This window comes from Bacillus sp. 491mf, from assembly GCF_900112415.1.
GTDB lineage: Bacteria > Bacillota > Bacilli > Bacillales > Bacillaceae_G > Bacillus_A.
In genome coordinates this window covers 1-13,740 of sequence record NZ_FOLV01000042.1, presented here as the reverse complement: position 1 = coordinate 13,740, position 13,740 = coordinate 1, and the positions used below count along the sequence as shown (strand labels likewise).

Annotated in this window: 11 protein-coding genes; 5 read left to right on the top strand and 6 right to left on the bottom strand. The window is 35.9% G+C overall.

Annotated elements, in window-relative coordinates:
• Window positions 1–69 precede the first annotated feature (69 nt).
• The 5 genes from BM211_RS22175 to BM211_RS22155 all read right to left on the bottom strand — a co-directional run bounded on the left by BM211_RS22175 (window position 70) and on the right by BM211_RS22155 (window position 4,561).
• Window positions 70–1,011, bottom strand: a complete 942-nt coding sequence (locus BM211_RS22175) for an ABC transporter substrate-binding protein (protein ID WP_090999611.1) — start codon at window positions 1,009–1,011, stop codon at window positions 70–72.
• Between the two features lie 222 nt (window positions 1,012–1,233).
• Entirely contained in the window at window positions 1,234–2,025 is a 792-nt protein-coding gene (locus tag BM211_RS22170) for an ABC transporter ATP-binding protein (protein WP_035434053.1), read from the bottom strand.
• A gap of 14 nt (window positions 2,026–2,039) precedes the next feature.
• Window positions 2,040–3,056 (bottom strand): FecCD family ABC transporter permease, encoded by a 1,017-nt coding sequence (locus tag BM211_RS22165; protein ID WP_035434051.1) that lies wholly within the window; start codon window positions 3,054–3,056, stop codon window positions 2,040–2,042.
• Complete coding sequence (locus tag BM211_RS22160; RefSeq protein ID WP_371261900.1) at window positions 3,053–4,099, bottom strand: FecCD family ABC transporter permease; 1,047 nt, start codon at window positions 4,097–4,099, stop codon at window positions 3,053–3,055. The genes BM211_RS22165 and BM211_RS22160 overlap by 4 nt, the downstream gene beginning before the upstream one ends.
• 237 nt (window positions 4,100–4,336) lie before the next feature.
• Window positions 4,337–4,561: a YuzB family protein gene (locus BM211_RS22155; protein ID WP_035434047.1), complete on the bottom strand. Its 225-nt coding sequence runs from the start codon at window positions 4,559–4,561 to the stop codon at window positions 4,337–4,339.
• 236 nt (window positions 4,562–4,797) lie between these two features.
• Between BM211_RS22155 and BM211_RS22150 the strand changes: the two genes are divergently transcribed.
• Both BM211_RS22150 and BM211_RS22145 read left to right on the top strand, forming a co-directional pair.
• A complete protein-coding gene (locus BM211_RS22150; protein ID WP_035434045.1) occupies window positions 4,798–5,481 on the top strand; it encodes an RsfA family transcriptional regulator in 684 nt (227 codons plus the stop codon).
• A gap of 274 nt (window positions 5,482–5,755) precedes the next feature.
• On the top strand, window positions 5,756–6,601 hold the full coding sequence (locus tag BM211_RS22145) for an octanoyl-[GcvH]:protein N-octanoyltransferase (protein WP_035434043.1): 846 nt from the start codon (window positions 5,756–5,758) through the stop codon (window positions 6,599–6,601).
• A 34-nt stretch (window positions 6,602–6,635) separates the two neighbouring features.
• On the opposite strand, the gene pta is transcribed toward BM211_RS22145, so the two are convergent.
• Window positions 6,636–7,607: a phosphate acetyltransferase gene (gene pta / locus BM211_RS22140; RefSeq protein WP_090999609.1), complete on the bottom strand. Its 972-nt coding sequence runs from the start codon at window positions 7,605–7,607 to the stop codon at window positions 6,636–6,638.
• 224 nt (window positions 7,608–7,831) lie between these two features.
• Here pta and hemQ point away from each other — a divergent pair, with 224 nt between their 5' ends.
• From hemQ to BM211_RS22125, 3 genes are all read left to right on the top strand, one after another.
• On the top strand, window positions 7,832–8,575 hold the full coding sequence (hemQ, locus tag BM211_RS22135) for a hydrogen peroxide-dependent heme synthase (protein ID WP_035434038.1): 744 nt from the start codon (window positions 7,832–7,834) through the stop codon (window positions 8,573–8,575).
• 168 nt (window positions 8,576–8,743) lie between these two features.
• Window positions 8,744–10,024, top strand: coding sequence for a serine hydrolase (locus BM211_RS22130; RefSeq protein ID WP_035434036.1), 1,281 nt, complete (start codon window positions 8,744–8,746; stop codon window positions 10,022–10,024).
• 297 nt (window positions 10,025–10,321) lie between these two features.
• On the top strand, window positions 10,322–12,958 hold the full coding sequence (locus BM211_RS22125; RefSeq protein ID WP_035434034.1) for a YfhO family protein: 2,637 nt from the start codon (window positions 10,322–10,324) through the stop codon (window positions 12,956–12,958).
• Window positions 12,959–13,740: the final 782 nt, after the last annotated feature.

Below are 13,740 nucleotides of genomic sequence, written 5' to 3'. Positions count from 1 at the left end.
AAAGACTGTATATTCCTGCATGAAAATAAAATCACCTTCCAAAAACGAAGGTGATTTTCTCCATCATTATTATTTTCCTAAAATAAACGTAGATAGCTCGTTTAATAACATCTCTTTACCAAGTGGAAAATATCCTTTATTTAAATCTTCGTTTTTAATCATATACACGCGGTTATTTTTTACAGCGTTCATATTTTTCCAAATGGTTTCTTCTTGGAATTCTTTTAGACGCTGCGTACCATCACCTGTTGTGAATACAAATAAGAAATCTGGATTGTAATCAATTAATGCTTCCTTTTGTAATTGTACTAACGGCTTGTCTGCTGGAGTACCATTAACTGCTGGCAATTTTAAATCTTTAAATAGAATACTACCGTATCCATAGTCACCGTACACACGGAATGCATTCGGATATGCTGCCATTACCATGAATTTTGCATCACCAGTTTTAGCAACGATTTGATCATGTAATTTGTTTGCCTTTTCATCGTATTTCTTTAACCATGCAGCTATTTCTTGTTCTTTATTGAAGATTTTTCCTACTTCTTCAAACTTCGGACGCCATTGATCTAATGGAGTACTTAACATAACTGTTGGTGCAATTTTAGATAACTGATCATAAATTTTTCCCTGACGATTGTTTACTAAAATTAAATCTGGTTTTGCAGCGGCGACTGCTTCAATGTTAATTTTATCTCCCCAAGCAGAACCAACTGGTTTTACACCTTTTAATTGTTCTGCAATATGTGCATCAATTTTTTCTTGCGTCGTATTTGCCGTAATAACCGGCTTCATACCTAAAATTAATAACTCTTCTGTTGACCCACTTAAATCCGCAATTTTCTTTGGATTTGCAGGGATTTTAATTTCTCCTTTTGCATGTTTTACAACACGCTCTTCACTTTTTGCGTCTGCTTTCTTTTCTTCTTTCTTATCAGAAGAACAAGCTGCAAATAATATAGAAGTAATCGCTAATACGAAAACTAGTAGAGTAGCTTTGAATTTCTTCATATTTTCCTCTCCTTATCTTGTTATAGTGAAAGTGCTACAAGCAAACCCCTTTCTTTATAGGAGGGCGAGAGCATCTGGCCGTGCATAGCAGCGACTTATATGTCAAAAAATCAAGATATATAACTATTTATACAAATTTCTGGAAGTCACACCTTTTCCCGTTCTGACGGGCAGTAATCTACTGGCGCAATTTACCGCCCACTAGAACAACCTTAGACCAGCTTACGCACTCGTCATTAAGTCATAAGTAAGACAAATTGGTTTGCCACCAACGGGACATGGAACCATTTGTGCTTCAATTTCAAACACTTCGCGAAGCGTTTCAGATGTCATGACTTCATCTGGCGTTCCTTGTTTCATTAGTTTCCCTTCTTTTAATGCAAGCATATGATCAGAAAAACGAGAAGCGTGATTGAGATCGTGAATAACCATCACGATTGTTCTTCCTTCTTCTTCATTTAACTTTCTTAATAAGTTCAGCACTTCAAGTTGATGTGCCATATCAAGGTATGTTGTTGGCTCATCTAGTACAAGTAAATCCGTTCCTTGTGCTAGCGCCATTGCAATCCAAACGCGTTGACGTTGTCCGCCTGACAGCGCCTCTGCCGGACGATTTGCAAATTCCTTCATACCAGTCACATCAAGCGCCCAGCGAATGTAACGATAGTCTTCTTCCGATAGCGTACCGAACCCTTTTTGATGTGGAAAACGCCCATATGAAACGAGTTCAAATACAGTAAGACCTGTTGGCACTTCTGCTGTTTGCGGCAAAATTGCCATCTTTTTCGCAATTTCCTTCGTCGGCTGTTTCTCAATTTCCTTTCCGTCCAAATAAACAGTACCTCGTTTTGCTTTTAAAATACGCGATGCTGTTTTCAGAAGCGTAGATTTCCCGCATCCGTTCGGACCAATGATGGTCGTAATTTTCCCTTCAGGTATTTCAACAGACAACCCATCAATAATTAAATTTTCACTATATCCAACAGATATCGACTCAACTGATAAAGATGGCATATAGATCGTCTCCCCTATCTTGTTTTTATAAGTAAATAAATAAAATACGGCGCGCCAATTACTGAAATGACAAGACCAACCGGTATTTCTGATGTTGTAAGTAAGCTGCGCGAAAGAAGATCGGAAAACAATAACAATAATGTTCCGATGAGCGCAGCAGTTGGCAGCATAATTTGATATTTTCCGCCTACTAAGCGGCGGGCAAGATGCGGCGCCATTAATCCAATAAAGCTGATTCCCCCAGCAACCGCAACAGATGCACCCGCTAAGCAAACAGCGATAAATAATAGCTTACGGCGCTCTTTCTCAACGTTCAAACCGAGGCCCGTTGCCGCTGCATCTCCTAAATTCATTACATTTAAAATAGGTGCTCTCATAAAAGCAATTGGTAAGAAAATAAGCATCCATGGCAATACGCTTAATACGAACTTCCAATCTGTCCCCCATAAGCTTCCCGATAACCAAATCGTAGCAAAGCGGAAATCATTCGCTGTCATTTTCATCGAGAATACTAAGCTCACAGCACTAAACCCAGCTGCTACAGCAATCCCAACGAGAACTAATCGAACCGGCGAAACACCGTCTTTCCAAGCAAGTGCGTAAATAATGACCGCCGCTACTATTGCACCAACTAAAGCAAAAAACGGCAAAATGAATACAGATACAAACGAAGTCATCGTTACTTTCCCAAATACGAAATAAACAAACATTACAACTGACAGTCCCGATCCAGCATTAATACCAATAATTCCTGGATCGGCAAGTGGGTTACGTGATAATCCTTGCATAATTGCACCGGATACTGCTAAAGCTGATCCGACTAAAAGAGCAACAATCATTCGCGGCATCCGAAAATCAAATAAAATTGTTGTTTGATCTTCTGCTCCAAGACCAACGAGCGTTTTCAGCACTTCAATTGGTGAAATTTTGAACGTACCTGTATTTAAGCTAATGAAAAATACAATGCAAATGAACAGACCAATGCTAGATAAAATTGAGATGTTTTTTCTCGTTAATATTCCTTGCCTCACATTTTCCCTCTCCCTTCTTTACGCGCTAAGTAGAGGAAGAATGGCACACCAATCATCGCTGTTACAGCGCCAATCGGTGTTTCAAACGGCGGATTAATAATACGTGAGATCATATCAGCACATCCAACAAGTAATCCCCCTAAAACGGCAGAACATGGGATAATCCAGCGATAATCTGATCCCACAAGAAAACGTGTTAAATGCGGGATAACAAGACCAACAAATCCAACAGACCCAGCTATAGAAACGGCACTACCTGTAAGCACAAGTACAAGAATTGTTCCAATAAACTTAATAAGCTTCGTATTTTGTCCAAGGCCAATGGCAATTTCTTCACCAAAACTTAAAATCGTAATGTACCTTGCTAGCATAATCGCAATAATTAGACAAACAAGACCAACTGGAAGCAACATGTTTAAACTCGTCCATTTCACACCAGCAACGCCGCCTGCATGCCACATACTAACTTCTTGCGCTAGATTAAAATATAAAGCAATCCCAGATGAAATTGCGCCTAGTAAGGCACTAATTGCCGCTCCAGATAACGCTAACTTAATTGGTGTTAATCCGCCCGGAGACGCTGCTCCAATTCCGTATACGATACTTGCACCAAATGCTGCACCGATGAAAGAAGCAATGACAAACATGAAATATGGCGAGTTTGGGAAGAATACAAACATGATGGCAATGCCAAATACCGCCCCATCTGTAATCCCCATCAGTGATGGAGATGCAAGTGGGTTTCGCGTCATCCCTTGCATAATTGCACCAGATACCGCTAAAAATGCTCCTACAGCTACTCCTCCAATTGCTCTTGGAAGACGCAATTCTTGAATGACACTATGATGTGTAATAGATATATCAAACTGAAATACAGCTTGCCATACTGTTTTCAAACTAATATCAGCAGCACCAAATGAAATAGAAGTAGCCATACTTAAAGCTAATAAAGCAGTTCCAACGATTAAAATGATTAAGGCGATAAGCGGACGACTTTTCACCTCTTTTATGTCTACTGATTCTTCTTCATAAACCTTTCTCATACTCACTTCCATATGCAACATCCTAACTTTCAATATGTATAACAAGAAAATGAATTTCATTCTCATTAAGAAGCAAAAAAAAGAAAATCAAGAATATAACTCGACTTTTGATAATGATTCTCAATATCGTTTTCTTTTATTCTACAAACGCAAGGTGACACTTGTCAATCATAAATTTTGTGATATAAAACTTTTTTACATTTCACAAAACAAAAAAAGATACGACATCGTATCTTTTTACTTGCTTAACTTTTCTTCAATTTTTTTAATTAACTCATCTTCATTTGGCGCTGCAACTGGACGATTATTTACAAATGCAAATGACTTTTTACGACCAGGACCGCAATATGATTGACAACCAACTTGAATATCTGCACATCCATCTATTTTCTTTAAACGCGGTACTAACGTCTTCACATTCGTTGCCTGACAATCATCACACACACGAAATTCGTTTCCCATTTTATATAACACTTCCTCTATTTGAAACTTTTCTCAAGTACATATAACAATAAACGCTAAATGGTATTTTACCTTTCTTTTCGATGTGATGCAAGTTTTCTTCCCGCAAGAAACAAATGGTATACAAACATATTTCCGCTCAAAATCTACCATAATTTTGGGAGCTTTGTATAAAAGTAATTCATTTTGTCCATTCTAAAAATAAGATATTGATAAAAAGAAAGGGAGATGAATCTATGAAAGTAAGACAAGACGCTTGGACTGAAGAAGATGATTTACTTCTTGCTGAAACTGTTTTACGTCACGTTCGCGAAGGAAGTACACAATTAAATGCCTTTGAAGAAGTTGGTGATAAATTAAATCGCACCTCGGCAGCTTGCGGTTTTCGCTGGAATGCTGTCGTACGCTATAGTTACGATCAAGCATTACAACTTGCGAAAAAGCATCGCAAAGACAAAATGCGCGCAAATGGGGGCGAGCAATCGAAAAAACGCCTTTTATATACACCACCGTCTTCACCTACTGCTATAACGGCTGATGAAAATATTAGTATCGAAACCCAGCAACCTGTTCAAACTATACAAACTACGCAAGCGATGCCAACAAACTCTTCAATTGCGATGCATGACGTAATCCATTTTCTACAATCTCTCGGAACTTCTAATGTAAAAGTATCCGCACTCGAAAGAGAGAATGAGAGATTGAAACAAGACATCGTTGAATATATGAGGAAAAATGCTGAACTAGAAAAGAAAGTGGAAAAATTAGAACAGCAATCCACAACCGTTCAAGAAGATTACGAGACGCTCATGAAAATTATGAACCGTGCACGTAAACTGGCATTAATGGACGACGAAGAACGTACACAAACATCATTTCGCATGGACCGAAACGGAAATTTAGAAAAAATTGCAGAATAAAAAGAAAGGCTGACCCAGAAGGCGCATAAACGCCTTCTGAAGTCAGTCTTTCTTCCGTTATCGACCGTTATTTACAATATATCGGCGCTTCGACACGATATAAAGACCCCCCGACGATATTCGACATGTAAATCACCGCTAACTAATACAAAAAGTGAGCCCCTCTCGCCCACCTAAAAAAAGATGCTTTTCCCGTTTTCAACTTACATTTATATAAGGTCTCTCTTTTTTGCTATAATAAATATTGTCATTTTAAAGATAAGGGGTTAATTACATGAGCGATTCTCGTTCGATTTTATCTCAACCAGAGTGGCGCATTGTTGATCAATCAAGCTTAGGTCCACAATTTCATGCGCTGCAGTCTTTCGCAATGGATGATACGTTATGTACAACCGTTGGGAACGGTACATCCGCTGCAACAATGCGCTCTTGGGTTCATCACAATACGATTGTTCTTGGCATTCAAGATACACGTTTGCCTTATTTAAAGCAGGGAATTGAATTTTTGAAAGAGCAGGACTTCCATGTTATCGTCCGCAATTCAGGCGGACTTGCTGTTGTATTAGACGAGGGGGTTCTAAACATTTCTCTTCTATTCCAGGAAACAGATAAAGGTATCGATATCGATCTTGGCTATGATACAATGTGGCATTTAATTAAGGAAATGTTAAAAGATTACAATGTTACCATTGAAGCAAAAGAAATCGTTGGCTCATACTGTCCTGGCAGCTATGACTTAAGTATTAACGATAAAAAATTTGCTGGTATTTCACAGCGCCGTATTCGCGGAGGCGTAGCTGTGCAAATTTACTTATGCGCTATAGAAAGCGGCTCTGCTCGTGCAGCACTTGTTCGTGATTTTTACAACTTAGCAATTCAAGGTGAAGAAACTAGATTTACGTATCCTGAAATTGTCCCAAGTACAATGGCTTCACTGTCTGAACTACTTGGTGAAACTATTACTGTTCAAGATCTAATGATGCGCCTTTTACAGACGCTGCAGCACTTTGCACCAAAATTAACACCATCACAGCTTACAGTAGATGAAGTACCGCTATATGAGCATCATTTACAGCGCATGATTGATCGCAATAACAAGTCACTTGGGTTAGAAAATTAAAAATCCCCGCAAATGCGGGGATTTTTTTTCATAATTATAGCGCTTGTGCTGCTGTAATTAAAGCAAGCTTGTACACTTCTTCTTCGTTACAACCGCGAGATAAATCATTTACTGGCATGTTTAAGCCTTGTAAGATTGGTCCAACTGCTTCGAAGTTACCTAAGCGTTGTGCAATTTTGTAGCCGATATTACCAGCTTCTAAGCTTGGGAATACGAATACGTTAGCGTCACCTTTAATAACAGAACCTGGTGCTTTCTTTTCTGCTACAGATGGTACGAATGCAGCGTCGAATTGGAACTCACCGTCTAATGTTAATTCAGGAGCCATTTCTTTTGCGATGCGAGTTGCTTCTACAACTTTCTCTGTTTCTGGAGATTTCGCAGAACCTTTTGTAGAGAAGCTTAACATTGCAACGCGTGGGTCGATACCGAATAATTCAGCAGTTTTTGCACTTTCAATACCAATTTCAGCTAAATCTTGGCTGTTTGGAGCGATGTTGATTGCGCAATCAGCAAATACATACTTCTCATCGCCGCGTACCATGATAAATACGCCAGAAGTTTTTGTAACACCTGGTTTTGTTTTAATGATTTGAAGTGCTGGACGAACTGTATCAGCTGTAGAATGAGCTGCACCACTTACTAAACCTTGTGCTTTGCCCATGTATACAAGCATAGTACCGAAATAGTTTTCGTCTTTTAAGATTTCACGAGCCGATTCCTCTGTTACTTTCCCTTTACGGCGTTCAACGAAAGATGCTACCATTGCATCCATTTCTTCGTACGTAGCTGGGTCATAAATATCAACACCTGCTAATGTTAAGTTCATGCTAGCAGCTTTCGCACTAATTTCTTCTTTATTACCAACTAAGATTGGTCTTACTAATTCTTCTTTCGCTAAACGCTCTGCAGCGCCTAAAATTCTTTCATCAGTACCTTCAGGAAGTACAATAGAAATGTTTTTACCTTGAACTTTTTCTTTTACTGTTGTAAATAAATCGCTCACCAATAACCCTCCTACGAATTCAAATCCATATTTAAGAATACCGCTTTTTATCTCTATTTTAAACGTATTGCCCCTAAAAAATTGATAAAATATAAATGATTATATTTTCCCAAAATTCCGCCAGGAAATGTGACAATTTTATGCGCCTAAGACGAAGTTACATGCTTTTTCATTTATATATGATATAGTTAACGTGTAAAACTTGACTATTCGAGGTGAATCTAATGAGTGAAGCAGCAAAAACGTTAGATGGTTGGTATTGTTTACATGATTTCCGTTCTATGGACTGGGCAGCATGGAAAACATTGTCTAGTGATGAACGTCAGCAAGCAATGTTCGAATTTTTAAACATCGTTGAAAAATGGAATAAAACAGAAGCTGCAAAACAAGGTAGCCATGCCCTATATACAATCGTTGGGCAAAAGGCTGATATTATGTTCATGATTTTACGTCCAACAATGGAAGAATTAAATGAAATTGAAGCAGAATTCAATAAAACAACATTAGCAGAGTATATGCTTCCTACATACTCTTACGTTTCTGTTGTGGAACTAAGTAACTATCTTCCTGCTGAAGAAGATCCATATCAAAATCCACAAATTCTTGCGCGTCTATACCCAACGTTGCCAAAAGCAAACCACGTTTGTTTCTATCCAATGGACAAGCGTCGTCAAGGCGAAGACAACTGGTACATGTTACCGATGGAAGATCGCAAAAAATTAATGTATAGCCACGGAAAAATCGGCCGTCAATATGCAGGAAAAGTACGTCAAATCATTACTGGTTCTGTTGGCTTTGACGATTATGAATGGGGCGTAACATTATTTGCCGACGATGTTCTTCAATTTAAGAAACTTATATATGAAATGCGCTTTGATGAAGTAAGTGCACGCTACGGTGAGTTCGGAACATTCTTTGTTGGAAACATTTTACCAAGCGAAAAGGTTGCGAAATTTTTACACGTATAACAACAAAAAAGGACGAAAATCGTCCTTTTTTTATTGTTTTATATAATAGGAACCCTTTAAAAAAATAGAAAAATTATCCATATTGCTTACAAAATTGTAATCTTTCCATATTCAAACTCATGTTAGAATAGTACAAGCTACATGCTAATAACGATGCGAAGGTGATAATTGATTATGAGGAAAATGTTATCTATTTTATTAGGGCTTACACTCATGTTTTCTTTCATAGGAGCGACTCCCTCTTATGCGAAAGAAGACATACATATTGAAGCCGCTGCTGCTATTCTGTTTGATGCAGACACAGGAAAAATACTACATGAGCAAAACCCCGACGAATTACTTGCAGTTGCTAGTATGTCAAAACTCATGGTTATATACTCCGTTTTAGAAGCCATTAAAGAAGGAAAAATCACTTGGGATACAAAAGTAAATATCTCTGATTATGCTTATGAGATTTCCCGTAACAACGAATTTTCCAACGTTCCATTTGAAAAAGGACGACAATATACAGTTAAGGAATTATATCATTCTATTCTTGTCTTCTCAGCAAACGGATCAAGTATTGCACTTGCCGAACTTCTTGCAGGAAGTGAAAAGAATTTCATAAGTCTTGCAAACGAACATGCAAAAAAACTAGGGTTAAAGAAATATAAATTTGTAAATGCTACAGGATTAAATAATGCTGATTTAAAAGGAAAGCATCCAGAAGGAACAGATCCGAATGGTGAAAACTCTTTATCAGCTAGAGACATGGCAATCTTATCTAGAACAATTATGACAAAGTATCCAGCAATATTAGAAGATACAAAGCAAAGATTTAGAAACTTCCCAGATAATCATCCACTTCCAATTCGTATGGAAAACTGGAATTGGATGTTACCAGGCGCTGCATTTGCATATGAAGGAACAGACGGCTTAAAAACGGGAAGTTCTGATTCAGCTGGATATTGCTTTACCATTACAGCCAAACGCGGTGATTTACGCCTAGTCTCCGTTATTATTAAAACAAAATCAATGGATGAGCGTTTCATAGAATCCCGTGCACTAATGGATTACGGTTTCAAAAACTTTGAAAAGCAGAAATTGAAAATAGGTAGAAATAATACAATTCCTGTCGTAAAAGGAAAAGAAGATACTGTAGCTGTGACACCTGAAAAAGAGATAACGGTAGTCACAAAAAAAGGAAGTAAACCTCCTTACAAAATTTCTTATGATGCAAACAAATCAATCTCCGAAGACGGAAGCTTAGTTGCACCTGTGAAAAAGGATGCCAAAGTAGGCTCACTTGTTTTAGAATCTACTGATCAATATGGCTTCCTTGACGGAAATAAACAAACGAAATTCAATGTAAAAACAACACAGGAAGTAGATAAAGCAAATTGGTTCGTATTGACGATGCGATCTATTGGAGACTTCTTCTCTAATATATGGTCAAAATTATTTGGGTAATAAAAAGCTAGCACAATGAAGTAACTCCATAACGTTAAAAATATTATTTCATTAGGCAACTTTTCTGGCATGGGTTCGGTATTATATCGGGCCCATGCCTTTTAGTTTCCCCTTAAATTTGTTATGGCTATAAGATGAATAATTATATCTCTAAAATTTCCATAGGGTTTCCATCATACATTTAAAATGGTAATATTAAACGGAATATTGATGGGATTTCCATTTAAGTTTAATTTTACATTTACAATCAACAACATCATCATTATATTCCATTTCAAAAGTAAGGGAGTAATAAGATTGATTAGAAAGTCAAAAATCGTTAATAACATTTTATTGTATGGAGTAGTATTTTTTATAACATGCCTTGCATTATTAGTGGCTTTTAAATTGCAAAACTTTTACCCTTTTGGAGATAAAACTATCCTCATATTGGATATGGGGTTTCAGTATTTCCAATATTATGCTTATTTCTACGACGTATTACATGGAAATGCAAGTTTACTTTTTAATTGGCAAGCTGGATTAGGGATGAACTTTTTTGGTGTATTTACGTATTACTTATCTAGCCCATTTTCACTAATCATTTCCTTCTTTTCTCGTGATCATTTAATACAAGCAATAACAATGATTACATTTTTAAAATTAGGATCATGCGGTATATCAATGTGTTTTTATTTACGTAAAGGGTTTAAAGCGGAATATGTTGAAGCCATAATTTTTTCTACTATGTACGCCTTAGCGTCATATACTATTGTCTTTTATCAAAACTTAATGTGGATTGATGGCCTAATCTACTTACCACTAGTGTTATTAAGTGTGGAAAAGTTGATTAAAGATAAAAGCGGAGTCTTTTTAACAATAAGTTTAGCTGTGCTCTTTATATCCAATTTTTATATATCGTATATGGTGGGTGCATTTACATTTATGTACTTCCTTTCACGGTTAATCATTATTCACGATGATTTTAAAATCAAAAAATTTATATATAAAGCTTTTCAATTTTTGTTACATACAGTGTTAGCTGCTGGTATTGCTGCTATAATAATATTCCCCACTTTAGAAATTTTAAAAGATGTATCTACTAATGCGGGAAAAATTCCATGGTCACAATTACAGACCTTTGGTACACCATTTGATATTTATTTAAAATTATTTAATCAGGCATATGATGGGGTGTTTTTCAGTACTCCTTATATATATGTAGGGCTTTTAGCTGTTTTATTTGTACCAATATTTTTCTTAACTGATAAAATTTCAAAAAAAGAAAAGATAGTATGGGGACTTAATATCATAGTATTTATATTGAGTTTTATATTGTATCCACTTTATGTCGTATGGCATGGTTTTAAACATCCAAATGGTTATGAATTCAGATTTTCTTTTGTATTTTCATTCTTATTGGTCTTTTTATCTTGGAATGTGTACCATAGGGTTAAGAATATTAAAAGTAAAGTTTTATTTTTAATTATATTTGCTAATGTCTTTATTTTGTCACTAGCTTCTAAATGGGATCATGTCTCTATAAGCAAAGATAAAATTTTAATTAATATTTTATTGCTTTTCATATTAGGTATTTTAATTTTTCTGTTGCAAAGTAATAATAAGTTCAAGAGATTATTCGAAGTACTTTTGATATGCTTTGTTTTTACAGAAATGACAATTAACTCTAGTACCATTCTAGAAGGACTAAATAAGGACTCTGCTTATAAAAAAGTCTATGAATATCAAATTCCACAAGAGATACGTTCTTTAATAGCAAATATAAAGTCAAATGATAAAGAATTTTATCGTCTTGAAAAAAAAGTTGCTACTAATCAGGCAGAAAATATATATCAAATAAATGACTCACTCAAAGTTCCTTATAACAGTATTGCAAATTATACCTCAACAGGTAATGTCAAATTTCACAATTATATGGGGTCATTAGGTTACACAGTTGAAGAAAGAGGCGGATTAGCATTAAATAATACGGGTAGTACATTATTTACTGAAGCACTTCTTGGGACAAAGTATGTAATTGCAGATAAAACATTTAATCATTTTGGTTACCAAAAAGTAGAACAAGAAGGATCATACGTTACATATCAAAATGATAATTCGCTTCCACTAGGCTTTGTTTTAGATTCTGATAAAAAGAATTGGATATCAAATTCAACAAATCCATTTCAACTACAAAATAATATGATGAGCATCAATCAGGACAAAGAATATTTTAAAGAAATACAACCTGTTAATATTAAGATGGAAAATCTAACAAAAGATGGGGATGAATATCGTAAAGATAAACATGACCAAGAATCATATTTGATATTGAACTTAAAGGTAATTGGGCAACAAGAATTATATGGTTTTATTACTATCCCACCCTCTGATGATACTCAATTAATAATTAATGAAAGAAATATTCAATTTAATTATCCTTCAAAGTATAACTCTGGGGTAATAGATTTAGGATTGTATAATAAAGAGAAGGTATCTGTAAAAATTAAAGTACGTGATAACATCAATCTAAACAATATTCATTTTTATGCTCTTTCTACTCTTGATTTTAAAAACAGAATAAAAGAGATGGCTTCTCAACCAATGGACATAAAAGAAGTTGGAAAAAGATCGTTAGATGGAGAAATATATACAACTAAAGATTCAACCCTATTTTTATCGATTCCTTATGATAAAGGATGGAATGTTAAATTAGATGGAAAAGAAGTATCGGCAGAAAAAATAGGTGGATTTATAGGAATTCAAATTTCAAACCCAGGAAAACATTCAATTGAATTGTCTTACACACCACCAGGTTTATTAAAGGGACTAATTATTACATTGTCTAGTCTTTTAATCTTACTAATTATTGTAATTCGAGAAATGAAAATGAAACGAAATTCTTCGAAAGACAAGGAGAGTATTCAAAATAGTGAATTCAATCAATCAGCGTAGTATTAAACTTTACTAACTATATAAATTCAACTTGAAACAACGACATAAAAAAACCTTTCTTTTTAGATGGACGAGAGCATCTGGCCAGGCATAGAAGCGGTCAGGGCCTCTTCCTGCCACATGCCAAGTTTTAAACAAAAGGAGCAACCCAGTAGCGGGCATGTTGTATTCTGCATAGCAGCAATCTATGTGTTAAAAAATCAAGTTGGATATATATAGAAATTTGTAATAAAGAAGGTTAATGCTAAAAAACCTATATTTTGAAGTGCCCCCTCAAAGTTAGGCAGATTATTTCATTAAGCAAACGAAAAAGCATGAACTCGATTTTAGCGGGGTCATGCTTTTTCGTTTTCCCTAATTCATAGGCTATTTATGCTTTGTCTTGTTTGCTGATGTTTCCTTATTTCGGACTAGGGTATTCAATTTTTCAAATATGCATTTTCCATTCAGATACACTCTAACTCCTACCTCTACTTTTACAGCTTGAGTTGCTTAAAATAGTGTTTTTACACCAAATAATGAGTAAGAACTTGAAAGTTTTGTTCATATCAATGAGGAGAATTGCTCAGTTAGACTTTCATATGTAGTCATCCCCACTTATCTTCTTCACTTCTTCCAATCTTAAGATGCAGCAAAGAGCGAGATAAAGTGAAACTTTAATCAGCCCTCACCAATCGGGCTTTTACAGGCAGTTTATCTCCCACCTAACTTCTTAAGAAAAGCGGAAGCGGCTCGCTCAGAATCGCAGGACGCCCACGCCCCTGACAGAGAGGCGCTTTTTG